Origin of the sequence: Nonomuraea sp. NPDC050556, assembly GCF_044457355.1 — a bacterium.
Classification (GTDB): Bacteria; Actinomycetota; Actinomycetes; order Streptosporangiales; family Streptosporangiaceae; genus Nonomuraea.
In genome coordinates, this window is the sequence record NZ_JBITGU010000002.1 from 396,286 (window position 1) to 409,800 (window position 13,515).

Here is a 13,515-nt window from a genome sequence, read left to right on the forward strand (position 1 = left end):
GCTACCTTTCGCGCAGGAACTCGTCCACCTGTCCGAGCTCGTCCAGCACGTCCCCGCGCCAGAGCTCGAGCTGCCGGGCCCCCAGCCGCAGGTCGTCGACGGCGGCGCGGAGCACCGGGTGCAGGTCCACGTCGAGGTCGCGGGGGTGTTCGATCAGCTTCGACAGGTCGCGCACCAGCTCGCGCGACAGGCCACGCAGCGCCTCGGGGCGGGTACGGATCACGCGGACATACTCGGCCACGTCGAGGGGGTCGTCGAGGCCGAGGACGGTGGTGAGGAACTCCTCGTCGGTGAGCGTGGGCGTGGCAGCGGCCCGCCGTACCCGCCAGCGGCTCCTGATCTCGGAGAGGAGCACCGACAGGACGTAGAGCACCCCGATCCCGATCATGACCGCGAAGAGCACCTGGCCCACGATCTTGGCGAACTCCGTGACCAGGTAGATCAGCCCGCCGAAGACGAGCATGACCAGCAGCATCCCCGGCACCTCCCGCGCCAGGGCGCCGAGGCGGGCGACGCCGAAGCCCCTCATCCCGCGGCCCATCTCGGGCAGGGCCCTGATCATCGGGACGAGGAGATGGCCGAACCGGACGCGCTCGCCGAACAGGTCGTACCGCACGCCGTACAGGACAGCGGGCCCCCAGGTCATCACATAGACGGAGAAGACCAGCGCGGCGACCGTGCACCCCAGCGTCCACCACAGCCCGAGCCGATCCCAGAGCAGCAGGACCCCGCCGGAGGCCACCCAGCCCATCAGGATGGTCGTCGTCCAGAGCAGCGTCCTGGCCTGCCCCGTAGTGTCCGTGCCGCCCTTGTTGTCGTCGCCCACGATCTGCAGGAACCGCTTCAACCGGGTGGTGCTCGGGTAGGAGAGCGGCTCGCTCGACTGGAAGGACCAGAAGTAGCCCAGCGGGATCAGCAGCAGGAAGAGGTTGAACAGGAGCACCGCGTTCCCGCTCATCGACGCCCCCACCGCGGCCACCGACACCCCCGCCGCCCACAGCGCGGTCACCGTGATAGGCACCCGCGCCAGCACCTTGCGCGCCCGGACCAGGTGCCGTTTCTGGTGGATACGCCCCAGGTCGGCGTCCAGCAGGGCTCCCTCGTCCGAGAGCTGCCCCCGCGCCACCATGGTGACCAGCAGCCGCCTGATCGCCTCCTCGATCGTCGGCGGCAGCGGGTGGATCGCCGAGCAGTCGCGCAGCGCCGACCTGCGCAGCCATTGGCTGGTCCCGGCGAACGCGTCCTCGATGAGCTTCAGCTGCAGCTCGGGGGCGACGATCGGAACGCAGTCCAGCGCGAACTTGCGGTCGCCGATCCCGCCCTGCACCCACGCCCGCACGATGAGCTCCCCCGCCAGGTCGCGGAGACGGGCGGGCAGCCGCTCGGGTGAACCGGCCGCGACCAGCAGCTCCAGCACGTGGATGGCCTCCCGTGGCCACAGCTCATCCAAAGGTCCGGCCAGGCTCCGTTCCAGCTCGTCCAGCAGCGACGCGACGTCCTCAGGAGCGCCCGTCTGCAGCAGCGCCACGGCGGTCTCGCGCCAGCGCCCGTTGAGCGCGAGCTCACGCGCGGACAGCTCGCCGGGATGGCGGAGCACGTATTGCGTGGCGAAGTACTCCTGGACGCGCCGGTGCACGAAGGCCAGCCGGTGGTCCCGCGTCTCGATGAGGAGCCTGCTCTTCCTGACCACCTCGAGCCACTCACCCACCAGGGAGACGTCGCCCACCAGCCCGGTGTCCGGCGACCTGGCCAGGCGGAAGGCGAAGTCCTGGACGACCTCCAGCACCCGCTCGCGATCGACAGGCGGCAGTCCGGAGAACTGGGCGCGCGCGTAGTCCTCGAACAGCTCGCTCGGCCGGGCGGGCACGCTGCCGTTGGCGTTGAGGAACCTGGCCAGGAGCGACAGGTAGAGCGGGTTGCGCAGGTCGGCGGCGAACCCCAGCCTGGGGTCGCGCAGCAGCGCCTCGACCGGTTCCGGCGCGGCACCATAGCCGCGCAACAGCGCCTCCTGCTCCTCGATCTGCAGGCCGACGATCTCCAGCCGCGTCCAGTCGGGCAGCTTGGGGCCCTTGTACTCGCGGGAGGCGAGCACGCACCGCGTGGTCCCGCCGGCGATGAGCGAGGTGATGGCCTTGGCGTACGGCCGGACGTCCTCGTCGATGTTGGAGCTGCCCAGGACGGCCGGGATCTCGTCGAACGAGTCCAGCAGGAGGAGGATCCGCCCCGCGTTCAGGTCGGCGTCGAAGTGCTGGTCGAAGTAGTCGGTGAGCGCGGGCACGTCGGCGGCGTTGACCTGGCGGACGATGTAGTCGCGCAGGCTGCGCGCGGTCACCTTGTCAGCCGCGTCCTGCAGGTCGCGCAGGCTCACGCAGAGCGCGAGCGGCACGGGCGAGAACCTGCTCTCGATCGCCCGGTCGAGCTGCGCGCGGGCGTAGTGGCGCAGCGCGACGCTCTTGCCTGAGCCTGGTCCGCCCTGCAGGAGCACCCGCCTGTTGGGCTCGTGGCCGAGCGCCTTGGACAGCGAGCGCGTGCTGAAGGTGGCCAGCCCGCCACCCAGCCCGAGCAGTCCCGACCTGGTACGGCGGGGCCGGTCGAGCGCCACGATCGTGACCCGCATCTCGGCGAAGCTGTCCCGCTCCCAGCGCAGCTCCTCCTCCAGCCAGTCGAGGTTCTCCCGAAGGAGCCTGGCGATGCCGCGGCGCCGGTCGGCCTCGGCGCGCGCCGCCGGGGTGTAGCGGGCCGGTGAGAGCAGCCGCAGCCCGGAACGCACCGTTTTGAGGACGAGCGTGACGGCCTCGATGAGCGGCTTGGCGAACAGCAGGACGACCAGCGCGCCCACCACCCAGGCCGGCCACCCCTGGATCAGGTCGTAGACGGAGGGTTCCTTCACTCATGGTTAACGCGCCGCCACGGCGGCGCGTTACTACCAGAGCGCGCGTACCAGGGTGTCCTGGAGGTAAGTGAGCCAGTCGTAGGTCACGTAGGCCGGGTAGCGCGGGTCGTCCTCGGACATCGAGGCGATCTCATCGTGGATCTCCTCGGTGACCCCGAGCCTGGTGCCCAGCGCCAGCCGTACGTCGTTGAGCGACCTGAGCCACGACTGCGCCTGCTCGGGCGTCAGCTCGGCGCGGCCGGGCTTGGCGCTGTCGAGCATGGCCTGGGCGTCGGCCCGCTTGGCGTCGCGCAGCGTCGACTCGGTGTAGCGGCGGAACTCGGCGGACTGCTCCTCGTCCTGGTAGGCGGACGGGAAGAGGCGGGCGAGCACCGGGTCGGAGGGCACCTCGCTCGACCCCATGCTGAGCGCCCGTTCCAGCGGGTCGTCGCTGGTCTCGCCCGGTGCGACGAGGCCGAGCATCTGGGTGACGAGCGAGCGCAGGATGGAGACCTCCGCCGCCTCGAACTCGGCGATGACGCCGCCGCCCTTGCGGGATCGGAAACCCGAGCTCACCGGTGCCGCCTCACTTGACCGAGTCCTGCTGGAGCGTCGCCCACAAGCCGTAGGAGTGAAGAATCTGCACATCGCGTTCCATCTCTTCACGCGTGCCCGCGGACACGACGGCCTTGCCCTTGTGGTGCACGTCCATCATGAGCTTTTCGGCCTTCTCTTTCGAGTAGCCGAAGACGGTCTGGAACACGTAGGTCACGTACGACATGAGGTTGACCGGGTCGTTCCAGACGATTGTCACCCACGGCAGATCGGGCCGGACGTCCGTTGAAGGACGCTCGACGGCGATTGGAGCGGTGCTACCCACATCCCCCATCCTGCCCTACCTCGGCCGTAGTCTTCGAGTCGTGACTACCACCATGAGCACTGCGTTGCTCACAGATCACTATGAGCTGACGATGTTGCAGGCCGCGCTCCGCAGCGGGGCCGCCGAGAGGAAGGCTGTCTTCGAGGTCTTCGCCCGCCACTTGCCCGGTGGGCGGCGGTATGGGGTGGTTGCGGGCACCGGGAGAGTCCTGGACGAGCTGGAGCGCTTCCGGTTCGGAGCGGATGAACTCTCCTTTCTGCGCGCCGAAGGCATCGTGGACTCCGAGACTCTGGAGTTTCTCGCCGATTACCGATTTTCCGGACGTGTGTACGGCTATCGCGAGGGCGACCTTTACTTCCCCGCCTCCCCCATCATGGTCGTCGAGGGCACCTTCGCCGAGGCCGTCCTGCTGGAGACGCTCATCCTGTCGATCTTGAACCACGACTGCGCGATCGCCTCGGCGGCCTCCCGCATGACCAACGCGGCAGGCTCGCGCCCGCTGATCGAGATGGGCTCGCGCCGCACCCACGAGCGCGCGGCCGTGGCGGCCGCCCGCGCCGCCTACATCGCCGGGTTCTCCTCGACCTCCAACCTGATGGCGGGACGCGCCTACGGCGTCCCCACAGCCGGTACGGCGGCGCACGCCTTCACCCTGCTGCACGATTCGGAGAAGGCGGCGTTCGAGGCGCAGATCGCCTCGCTGGGGCCGGAGACCACGCTGCTCGTCGACACCTACGACGTGCCCGCGGCGGTGCGTACCGCGGTGGAGCTGGCCGGGGAGAAGCTGGGCGCGGTGCGCATCGACTCGGGCGACCTCGCGGCGGCCGCGCAGGAGGTGCGCGAGCAGCTCGACGAGCTCGGCGCGGTCAAGACCAGGATCCTGGTCACGTCCGACCTGGACGAGTACGCGATCGCCGCCCTGGCCGCCGCGCCCGTCGACGGTTACGGCGTGGGCACCTCGCTGGTCACCGGCTCGGGCGTGCCGACAGCCGCGCTGGTCTACAAGCTGGTCAGCCGCGAGACGGCGTCCGGCGCGATGGAGGCGGTGGCCAAACGCTCTGTCGGCAAGCCGTCGCGCGGCGGGCGCAAGGAGGCCTACCGCCTGCTCGACGAGCGTGGCCACATGGAGACCGAGCTCATCACCACCTCGGGCGGCCGCCCGGAGGGCGGGATCCCGCTGCTGCACGAGCTGGTCATGGACGGCGAGGTCGTCGGCAGGGAACCGCTGCGGGCGGCCAGGGAGCGGCACGCCGCGGCGGTGGCGCAGCTCCCGGCGGAGGCGCTGCAGCTGGGCCGGGGATACGCGGCCGTCCCCACCGAATTCGCCTAGGCGTAAAGTCGAAAGGTGACTACCGCGCTGATCATCGTCGACGTGCAGAACGACTTCTGCGAGGGCGGCAGCCTGCCCGTGACCGGTGGTTCAGAGGTGGCCGCCGCGATCACCAGGCACGTGGGCGAGCACGGCTACGACCACGTGGTCGCCACCCGCGACTACCACGTCGACCCCGGCGAGCACTTCTCCGCGACGCCCGACTTCGTCGCGACGTGGCCGGCGCACTGCGTGGTGGGCACGCCGGGCGCGGACTTCCACCCGGCCTTCGACGTGTCCTCCGTCGAGGAGGTGTTCAGCAAGGGCGCGCACGAGGCCGCCTACAGCGGCTTCGAGGGCGCCTCTGGCGACGGGGTGGCGCTGGCCGAGTGGCTGAACGCGCGCGGCGTGCGCGCCGTGGACGTCGTGGGCATCGCCACCGACCACTGCGTGCGCGCCACGGCGCTCGACGCCGTCAAGCACGGCTACGCCGTACGGGTGCTGCTGGGTCTGACCGCCGGGGTGGCCAAGGAGACGACGGACGCCGCGATCGCCGAGCTCACGGCCGCAGGGGCAGAGGTCGACTGAGCCCTTCTGTGTTGAGCAGCACCACGGGCCCCTCTTGCTCCTCGACGGCGCGCAGCCCGGCCAGCGCCGCTGCCCCGCACGGCCCGGCGTTCACCCCCTGAGCCGCCAGGTCCACCATGGCCCGCGCGCACTCGTCCTCGCCGACCGCGACGGCGGCGTCCAGACCGCCGCGCAGGTACGGCCAGGCCAGGCTGGACGGCGTGCCGCAGTTGAGCCCGTCCATCATGGTCGCCCCGGTCTCGATGGCGCCCAGCTCGCGCCGCCGCAGGCTGGCCAGCACGCACGCGGCGCTGAGCGGCTCGACGCCGAGCAGCGAGACGCGGCTGCCCCTCCCCCGGTAGTGGGTGACGGCCGCCTGGGCCAGCGAGCCGACGCCCATGGGCACGACCACCGTGGCGGGCTCGCCGTCGAGCTGCTCGTCGAGCTCGGCGAACAGGGTGGCGTAGCCGTCCACGATCCAGCCGGGAATCTCCTCGTAGCCGGGCCACGCGGTGTCCTGGACCAGCAGCCCGTCCGCCGCCGCCGCCATGCGCACGGCCTCGTCGTAGGTCCCGTCGACCACCTTCAGCGTCGCGCCTTCGGCCTCGATGCGGGCGGCGGCCTCAGGGGCGACCTCGGCCGGCAGGTAGACCTCGGCGTCCAGCCCGAGCATGGCGGCCATGCGCGCCACGGCCCGCCCGTGGTTGCCGTCCGTCGCGGTCACCAGGCGCGGGCCGCCGGCGAGCCGCGCCTTGAGGTCTGACATGTCCGCCGCTCCCCCGACGTGTCGCGACAGGAGGCGGAAGGTCGCCCAGGAGGCGCCGAGCATCTTGAAGGCGCCCAGCCCGAACCGCTGGGACTCGTCCTTGACGAACACCTGGCCGGGCAGCTCGATCAGGGGCGTCGGCGCGTAACCGGGCAGCCCCCGGTGGAACGCGCGCGCGTCGCCGGACGCCGGAGCGCAGGTCCACTCCCGGGCCTCGGGCCGCAGATATCCATCCATGTCCCTCACTCTGGCCCACTACCATCATGAAGAAAAGCAGCGTCTTCCGATGATTAATCATCAGAAATAGTGATGGGTAACATGCTGGATCTCCACCGGCTCAGGCTCCTGCGCGAGCTCAAGCACCGCGGCACCATCGCCGCCGTCGCCGCCGCGCTCTCCTACAGCCCCTCCGCGGTCTCCCAGCAGCTCAGCAAGCTGGAGAGCGAGGTGGGCGCCCGGCTGCTCGAACCGGTCGGCCGCCAGGTCAGGCTCACCGCCCAGGCCGAGATCCTCGTCGCGCACGCCGAGGCGATCCTGCAGCGCGTCGAGCAGGCCGAGGCCGACGTCGCCGCGTCGGTCACCGGCATCACCGGGACCCTGCGGGTCGCCGCGTTCCAGACCGCGATGATCTCCCTCGTCCCGACCGCGCTGCGGCTGCTGCGTGCCGCCCATCCGGCGCTGCGGGTGGAGGTCGCGCAGGCCGAGCCGGAGACGTCGCTGCCCGCGCTGCTCGCCCGCGACGTCGATCTGGCGATCACCGAGGAATATCCGGGGCACCCGGCGTTCCAGCATCCGGGGCTCGAACGTCACGAACTGCACGAGGACCCCATCCGGCTGGCCGCCGACGCGCCGCTCCACGAGCTCTCCGACCGGCCGTGGATCATGGAGCCCGCGGGCTCGGCGGCGCGGCTCTGGGCCGTGGGGCTCTGCCGTACCGCCGGGTTCGAGCCCGACGTGCTGTTCGACTCGGCCGACCTGCTGGTGCACGTCAGGTTCGCCGAGGAGGGGCACGCGGTCGCACTCCTGCCCGACCTCGTCTGGCACGGCCGTACGCCGACGGTCGCGCTCCGCGGGCTGGGGGCGAGCCGCGCCCTCTACGTGTCGTCGCGCAGCGGCGCGGCGCGGCACCCGGCCGTCCAGGCGTGCCGTACGGCGTTGCGCGAGGCCATCACAGGGTGAGCTCAGGGCTGGTTCAGGGACCTCCCTGAGGCCGCACAGCCGCGCTTCCTGGAGAGTTGGGCGCTATGAGAAGAATGTTGATGGTCGCCGGACTGCTGGGAATCGCCGCCGTGTCGACGGGGTGCGGCTTCGTGGGCGCGCAGCAGACCGAGAACGCCTCCTACGACGTCACGGACAAGGTCACCGCCCTCAGGATCGAGTCGGACTCTGGCGGCGTCGAGGTGGTCGAGTCCGACCGCACCGGGATCCGCGTGAGCGAGAAGCTCACCTTCCGCAAGAACAAGCCCGAGCCCACGCACAAGGTGAGCGGCGACACGCTGGAGCTGAAGTACACCTGCCCCGGCGTCGGCTTCGGGATCGGCGCGGGGTGCGAGGTGGCCTACCGGGTCGAGGTGCCGCGCGGGCTGCGCGTCGAGGTGACCTCGGACTCCGGGCCCGTGATGCTCAAGGCGCTGTCCGGCGACGTCGAGGCGACCAGCGATTCTGGCACCATCGACGCCTCCGGCCTGAGCGGCAAGCGGGTCTTCGGCAAGAGCAACTCGGGCGAGCTGGAGTTCGCCTTCGCCGCGCAGCCCGACAAGCTCGACCTGTCCAACGACTCCGGCGAGACGACCGTGCGGGTCCCCAAGGGCGCCTACAAGGTCACCGCCACCACCGACTCGGGCTCCAAGAGCATCGACGTGGCCAGCGATCCGTCGGCCACGCACACGATCACCCTCGACAGCGACTCGGGCGGCATCAAGGTCTCGGAAGTCTGATCACGAGGTCATGTGATATTCAAGACGTAGAGAACTCTCCGCGTGTGCACTAACACGGAGAGTTACCAGTCTCTTCGTCGCACCTGAGGTCGTTTGATGCTCGCGTTCGCTCTGGGTCTCGCCTGGCTCGTCCTCGGTCCGCTGGCCCTGTGGGTCGTCGTGCGTGGCCGCAACCCCGCCCGCGTGGGAGCCGTGCTCACCCTGGCCCTGCTCGAGGCCGGCACCATCTGGCTCAACGACAACCGCCAGGCCGCGCCGCCGGTCATGGCGGTCGCCTCGCACGTGGTCGCCGCACCCGCACCGGTCTCCTGCGCCGAGCGCATCCCCGTCCCCGAGCGGGCGCGGATGGGCGCACACCACGACAGCCTGACGCTGTCGTGGGCGGCTGCGCCGCAGGAGTGCGGAACGGCGAAGGTGGTGCTGCGGCACAAGGGCGCCAAGATCCGCGTCTGGATCCACGAGGGGCCGCTCAAGGGCGTCCACTCGGGCGTCAGGACGCTTCCCGTGCACGTCGCCGACGGTACGGCCAGCCTCAGGGTCTCCCTCGACCTGCCGTCCCGCCCGCGCTACCTGCCCATCGACGGCCGATCCGGGCACAAGATCCCCAGCGCCTAGCGCAACGCCTCCACCGGTTCCAGGCGCGCCGCCCTGAGCGACGGGTAGAGGCCGGCCAGCAGCCCGACCACGGCGCCCGCCACCGGCGCCGCCAGGGCCAGCCGTACGTCGAGGACGGGCGTCCACTGCCTGACCGCCGATACGGCCACGACGGCCACCGTGCCGACGCTGGCCCCGATGACGCCGCCGGTCAGCCCGATCAGGCTCGACTCCAGCAGGAACTGCGCGGCGATGTGCCGCCTGGCAGCGCCGAGCGCCCGGCGCAGGCCGATCTCGGTGATCCGTTCCATGACGGTGACCAGCGTGACGTTGGCGATGCCCACCGCACCGACCACCAGCGAGACCAGGCCCAGGACCAGGAAGAGGCCGTTGACGTCGTCCTGGACGCCGTCGCGCGCCCGCTTCGGCGTCGGCGGCGCGATGACCTGCAGCTCGTCCGCGTGGTTGGGCGCCAGCGCGCTCGGCGCCTGCTTGGCGATCAGTTCGGCGGCCCCGAGGCTGGTGTTGATCAGCACCCGGGTCACGTCGGCGAGGCCGAAGTCGGCGCCGAGCGTGGGCGGGACGATCACCGCGCTCGCCAGCACCTGCTCGCGGCCGAGCGCGCCCAGGATGCCGATCACCGTGTAGGCGCGTCCGCCGATGAAGACGGCGGGGGCGTTGTCCAGCCTGGTGATGCCCAGCATCTTGGCCGCCTGCTCGCCGAGCACCACGACCGCGTCGCGGCGGCGCAGGTTGCCCTCGTCGTAGAAGCGGCCGTGCAGCATCTTCCCGCGGGCGGTGGACGGCAGGCTCGTGCCCGCGGCGATGACCGCGAGCGTCTGGTCGGTGACCCGGGTGGGGTCGATCAGCGTGTTGGCGGTCACCGACTGGTTGGAGCTCTTGTCCGACTGCGCCAGCGGCGTGACCGAGCGCACGCCGCGCAGCCTGGTCAGGTTGTCCGCGTCCGCCCAGCTCACCAGGGCCGGGCCGTCCTCGTTGGGCGGCACCTCCACGGTGAGCGAGGTGGCGGTGAGCTCGTCGAAGCGGCCGACGATCTGGTTGCCCGCGGTCGCCGCGATGCCCAGCGTGATCACCAGGGTGGCGATGCCGAGTACGGTCCCCAGCGTGGTGAGCGCCGAGCGCACCGGGCGGGCCAGCACCCCGGCGAGGGATTCGTTCCACAGGTCAAGCGGCTTCACTGAGCACCCCGTCGGTGATCCTGACGCGGCGGCGCGCGCGGGAGCTGACCTCGTGCTCGTGGGTGATCACCAGGATGGTCAGTCCCTGCTTCTGGAGGTCGTCGAACAGGTCCAGGACGGCGGCGGTGTTGCTGGTGTCGAGGTTGCCCGTGGGCTCGTCGCAGAGCAGCAGGGACGGCTCGCCCATGAGCGCGCGGGCGATGGCGACGCGCTGACGCTCCCCGCCGGACAGGCGGTCGGGCAGGAAGCCCACCCGGTGCGACATGCCGACCTTGTCCAGCATGGCCAGGGCTCGCCGGCGCCTGTCCTTCCGCTGGTGCCCGCCGTACACCTCGGCGAGCATCACGTTCTCCACCACCGTCCTGTGCGGGAGCAGGTGGAAGGACTGGAAGACGAAGCCGATCTTCTCGCCGCGCAGCCTGGTCCTCTGGCCGTCCTTGAGCTTGCTGGTCTCGATGCCGTCGAGCAGGTAGGCCCCGCTCGTCGGGCGGTCGAGCAGGCCCAGGGTGTTGAGCAGGGTGGACTTGCCCGAGCCAGACGGGCCGACGATGGCGAGATAGTCGCCGCGGCCGACTTCCAGCGAGATGTCCGCCAGCGCGCGCACCGGCGGGTCGGCGGGGAACTCCCTGCACACCTCGCGCAGCTCGATGACCGGGTCAGGCATTGTCGATCACCACCAGGTCGCCCTCCTTGATCGGCCCGGTGACCTCGACGTTGCCGTCGGCGGTCAGCCCGGTGCGCACCTCGACCGACTTGGTCTTGTCCGGCGCGACCTCGATCTGGACGCGTGGCTTGCCGTCCGCCGAGGTGACGATCGCGGCCACCGGGACGGTCAGCACCTCACCGTCCGTCGCGCCGATCGAGACGCGGACGGTGACGTTGGAGCCGACGAGCTTGTCCATGCCCTTCGTCTCGGACGGGGTGAGCACCACCGGCGCGGAGCCCGACTTGCTCGCGCCGACCGAGGTGAGGGTGGCGGGGAACTTCTTGCCGTTCGCGGTCTCGATGACCGCTTCCGCGCCCTTGCGCAGCAGCGTGGCCTCCTTGTCCTCCACCGAGCCCTCCACGGCGAAGGAGGAGCTGGTGACCGTACCGACCTTGCCGGTGACCAGGTCGCCCGCCTTCACCGACACCGAGTCGAGGCGGGACGGGAGCTTGGGCAGGAAGACCAGCTCGCCAGGGGGTACGGAGGTTCCGTACGTCTTGAGGTACTCGGCCAGGATGTCCCTCGCTGAGGCGAGCTTCGCCTTGCCGTTGGTGACCTTGAGCCGCAGCGGGGACAGCTGCTTGGCCTGGCGCAGCGCCTGCTCGGCGGTGACGACGGCGTCCTGGGCGGCGCGCACGCTCTTGCGCAGCTCCTCCAGCCGCTTCTCCCTGGCCTCGGCCGCCTGGCCGGAGTAGGAGGCCAGCGCCTGGCGGGCCGCGGCGAGGTTCTGCCTGGCGTTGCCGACCTTGAGCTGCAGCAGGCTCTTGTCGGTGTCCGTCGACGCGCTGAGCGCCTGCTCGGCGGCCAGCAGTTCCTCCTCCGCCGACCGTACGGCCCGCTCCAGCTCCTGCACCCTGGTCGCGTCCTCCGGGGTCGTCTCCTGGTCCTCGGCGAGCTCCAGGGCGCCCTCGGCGGAACGCAGGTCCTGCTTGGCGTTGTCGAGCTTGAGCTTCAGCGGCAGCACGTCCTTGCCGTTGTCGAGCGCCTTGCTGTCGGCGGACAGGCCCTCCTGGGCGGCCTGGACGGCCTGCTTGAGCTGCTCCAGCGTCTGCCTGGCGGTCAGGTCGGGCTCCTGGGCGCGGTAGCCGAGCTTGGCGTACCAGCGTTTGACGGCGCTCGCCGTGGCCGCGTCGAAGACGCCCGTCGCCTTCGTGTGGAGGGCGCGCTGGAGCTGTTTCACGTCCGCGCCGGAGACGCCGGGCGACAGGGTCCTGTGCATCGGGACCTTGCCCTGGAGGACCAGGACGGGTCGGCCGTTCACCTCCATCAGCACCTTGTTCGCCTTGATGCGGCCCTTGCGCGGGGCCCTGGTGACGCGCTGGTTGACGGCGGTGCCGCCGACCACGCCGCCGAGGAACAGCGGCAGCGGCGAGCCGTACGCCAGCTCTCCGTTGACGGTGACCGTACTGACCAGCTTCTGCTTCTTGACCGGTACGGTCACCAGCGAGGCCTTCGGCGGTGTGCGCGAGGCTGCCTCGTCGGCGGGGGAACGCAGCTTCGTGCCCACCGCCCAGCCCGCTCCTGCCACCACCACGACACCCGCCACGACGCCGCTCAGGACCTTTTTCGGGGACTTCATGCCATGTCACCGAAGCCGTAGTCGCGGTAGACGCGCCTGTTGATCTCGCCCTCCTTCGGCAGGAAGACGGGGTAGAACGCCTTGCCGCACTCCAGGTCGTCGAGGGCTGCCTTGACCTCCTTGGCGAGGTACGGCCTGGCCTTTTCCGGGCTGATGTCGAGGGTCATGACGGCGGCGGCGTTGCCGGAGGTGCTCTCCTTGGACTCGATCTTGGCTACGCGCCGCATCTCCTCGCTGAACTGGGTGCGCAGCGCTTCGGCGACGGCTGTGGGTTGGGACTCGTCGACGCGGTAGCCCTTGGACTTGAGGCAGCTCGCCATGGTCGCGGCCAGTTCTACCAGGTGGGGGTCGCCGTTGAGCTCGCGCTTCCTGGTCTGCTCTACGGCCTTCCGCGCTTGGTCGTAGTGGTCGAACATCCCCTTGACCTGCTTGTGGTAGACCTCCTTGACCGCCTGGGCGTAGCAGGTCTCACCGGCGTCGTCATAGGCTTTCTGCTGCCCCTTGGGAAGTCCCTCACGGATCTTCCAGTTGGGATCGGCGTTCTCGTCGTCGACGCGGATGGCCCGCGCACCAAACTTGTCCGGAAATATCAGCGGAGAGTAGACGCCGAAGCCATATTTACCGCGATACTCCTTCATCGCGGCATAGTCCCCCGTGGCCTGCTTGAGATCGTCTTCCGAGCGCGTGAACCCCTGGAAGACGTGGGCCACGTATTTGAAGCCCTTCTGCTTCATGCAGTCCGCACGCACCGCCTCGACCCGCTGCTGCTGCGCCTTGGCATCGACGGTGGGGGACGTTTGGGGCGCTTTCTGTGTTGCCCCGCAGGCGGCAAGGAGCGGAACGCAGCAGGCGGCGAGCAGGGCGAATCTTCTGAACATCAGGTGGTCTCCAGGTCATGGGAGATCAACACCTCCCGACGAGCAGGCCGATCCTGCTGCCCGAAACCTGAAGACACCCTGAAGACACCCAAACCCATCTTCAGGTTCGTTCCCTGGAGTGCTCCGGGCTTCCCACCCTCCGCCCGCCACTGCGGCTGAGCACCTCCGGCAGTCTGTCCTCACGTGGTGACGGATCCAACCGCTGGATATGGCAGCGCCCACCCTTAA

Annotated in this window: 13 protein-coding genes; 5 read left to right on the plus strand and 8 right to left on the minus strand. The window is 70.3% G+C overall.

Features of this window, described 5'->3' with window-relative positions:
• Position 1: 1 nt before the first annotated feature.
• From ACIBG8_RS20045 to clpS, 3 genes are read right to left on the minus strand one after another with little or no spacing between them, the layout of a single operon-like run.
• Positions 2-2,890 (minus strand): NACHT domain-containing protein, encoded by a 2,889-nt coding sequence (locus ACIBG8_RS20045; RefSeq protein ID WP_397344342.1) that lies wholly within the window; start codon positions 2,888-2,890, stop codon positions 2-4.
• 33 nt (positions 2,891-2,923) lie between these two features.
• A complete protein-coding gene (locus ACIBG8_RS20050; protein WP_397344343.1) occupies positions 2,924-3,448 on the minus strand; it encodes a DUF2017 domain-containing protein in 525 nt (174 codons plus the stop codon).
• Between the two features lie 10 nt (positions 3,449-3,458).
• A complete protein-coding gene (clpS, locus tag ACIBG8_RS20055; protein ID WP_397344344.1) occupies positions 3,459-3,752 on the minus strand; it encodes an ATP-dependent Clp protease adapter ClpS in 294 nt (97 codons plus the stop codon).
• 52 nt (positions 3,753-3,804) lie between these two features.
• On the opposite strand from clpS, the gene ACIBG8_RS20060 reads away from it, so the two are divergent.
• Entirely contained in the window at positions 3,805-5,082 is a 1,278-nt protein-coding gene (locus ACIBG8_RS20060; protein ID WP_397346149.1) for a nicotinate phosphoribosyltransferase, read from the plus strand.
• A gap of 15 nt (positions 5,083-5,097) precedes the next feature.
• On the plus strand, positions 5,098-5,649 hold the full coding sequence (locus tag ACIBG8_RS20065; protein WP_397344345.1) for an isochorismatase family protein: 552 nt from the start codon (positions 5,098-5,100) through the stop codon (positions 5,647-5,649).
• On the opposite strand, the gene ACIBG8_RS20070 is transcribed toward ACIBG8_RS20065, so the two are convergent.
• A complete protein-coding gene (locus ACIBG8_RS20070; RefSeq protein ID WP_397344346.1) occupies positions 5,621-6,631 on the minus strand; it encodes a pyridoxal-phosphate dependent enzyme in 1,011 nt (336 codons plus the stop codon). The genes ACIBG8_RS20065 and ACIBG8_RS20070 overlap by 29 nt on opposite strands.
• Positions 6,632-6,712: 81 nt before the next feature.
• Between ACIBG8_RS20070 and ACIBG8_RS20075 the strand changes: the two genes are divergently transcribed.
• From ACIBG8_RS20075 to ACIBG8_RS20085, 3 genes are all read left to right on the plus strand, one after another.
• On the plus strand, positions 6,713-7,573 hold the full coding sequence (locus ACIBG8_RS20075; protein WP_397344347.1) for a LysR substrate-binding domain-containing protein: 861 nt from the start codon (positions 6,713-6,715) through the stop codon (positions 7,571-7,573).
• 65 nt (positions 7,574-7,638) lie between these two features.
• The gene (locus ACIBG8_RS20080; protein WP_397344348.1) at positions 7,639-8,331 is read left to right on the plus strand and encodes a DUF4097 family beta strand repeat-containing protein; all 693 of its coding nucleotides are present in this window, start codon (positions 7,639-7,641) and stop codon (positions 8,329-8,331) included.
• Between the two features lie 96 nt (positions 8,332-8,427).
• Positions 8,428-8,946, plus strand: a complete 519-nt coding sequence (locus ACIBG8_RS20085; protein WP_397344349.1) for a hypothetical protein — start codon at positions 8,428-8,430, stop codon at positions 8,944-8,946.
• Here ACIBG8_RS20085 and ACIBG8_RS20090 read toward each other — a convergent pair.
• The 4 genes from ACIBG8_RS20090 to ACIBG8_RS20105 are packed head-to-tail and all read right to left on the minus strand — an operon-like array spanning position 8,943 to position 13,287.
• Positions 8,943-10,124, minus strand: coding sequence for an ABC transporter permease (locus ACIBG8_RS20090; RefSeq protein WP_397344350.1), 1,182 nt, complete (start codon positions 10,122-10,124; stop codon positions 8,943-8,945). The two genes, ACIBG8_RS20085 and ACIBG8_RS20090, sit on opposite strands and share 4 nt — an antisense overlap.
• Complete coding sequence (locus tag ACIBG8_RS20095) at positions 10,111-10,788, minus strand: ABC transporter ATP-binding protein (RefSeq protein WP_397344351.1); 678 nt, start codon at positions 10,786-10,788, stop codon at positions 10,111-10,113. The genes ACIBG8_RS20090 and ACIBG8_RS20095 overlap by 14 nt, the downstream gene beginning before the upstream one ends.
• Positions 10,781-12,409, minus strand: coding sequence for a peptidoglycan-binding protein (locus ACIBG8_RS20100; protein ID WP_397344352.1), 1,629 nt, complete (start codon positions 12,407-12,409; stop codon positions 10,781-10,783). Before ACIBG8_RS20100 ends, ACIBG8_RS20095 begins: the two co-directional genes overlap by 8 nt.
• Complete coding sequence (locus ACIBG8_RS20105) at positions 12,406-13,287, minus strand: hypothetical protein (RefSeq protein ID WP_397344353.1); 882 nt, start codon at positions 13,285-13,287, stop codon at positions 12,406-12,408. Before ACIBG8_RS20105 ends, ACIBG8_RS20100 begins: the two co-directional genes overlap by 4 nt.
• Positions 13,288-13,515: the final 228 nt, after the last annotated feature.

Coding starts and splice junctions, on each gene's coding strand:
- ACIBG8_RS20070 (WP_397344346.1), bottom strand. CDS start 6,631: ATGGATGGATATCTGCGGCCCGAGGCCCGGGAGTGGACCTGCGCTCCG.
- ACIBG8_RS20085 (WP_397344349.1), top strand. CDS start 8,428: ATGCTCGCGTTCGCTCTGGGTCTCGCCTGGCTCGTCCTCGGTCCGCTG.
- ACIBG8_RS20075 (WP_397344347.1), top strand. CDS start 6,713: ATGCTGGATCTCCACCGGCTCAGGCTCCTGCGCGAGCTCAAGCACCGC.
- ACIBG8_RS20100 (WP_397344352.1), bottom strand. CDS start 12,409: ATGAAGTCCCCGAAAAAGGTCCTGAGCGGCGTCGTGGCGGGTGTCGTG.
- ACIBG8_RS20060 (WP_397346149.1), top strand. CDS start 3,805: ATGAGCACTGCGTTGCTCACAGATCACTATGAGCTGACGATGTTGCAG.
- ACIBG8_RS20095 (WP_397344351.1), bottom strand. CDS start 10,788: ATGCCTGACCCGGTCATCGAGCTGCGCGAGGTGTGCAGGGAGTTCCCC.
- ACIBG8_RS20080 (WP_397344348.1), top strand. CDS start 7,639: ATGAGAAGAATGTTGATGGTCGCCGGACTGCTGGGAATCGCCGCCGTG.
- ACIBG8_RS20105 (WP_397344353.1), bottom strand. CDS start 13,287: ATGTTCAGAAGATTCGCCCTGCTCGCCGCCTGCTGCGTTCCGCTCCTT.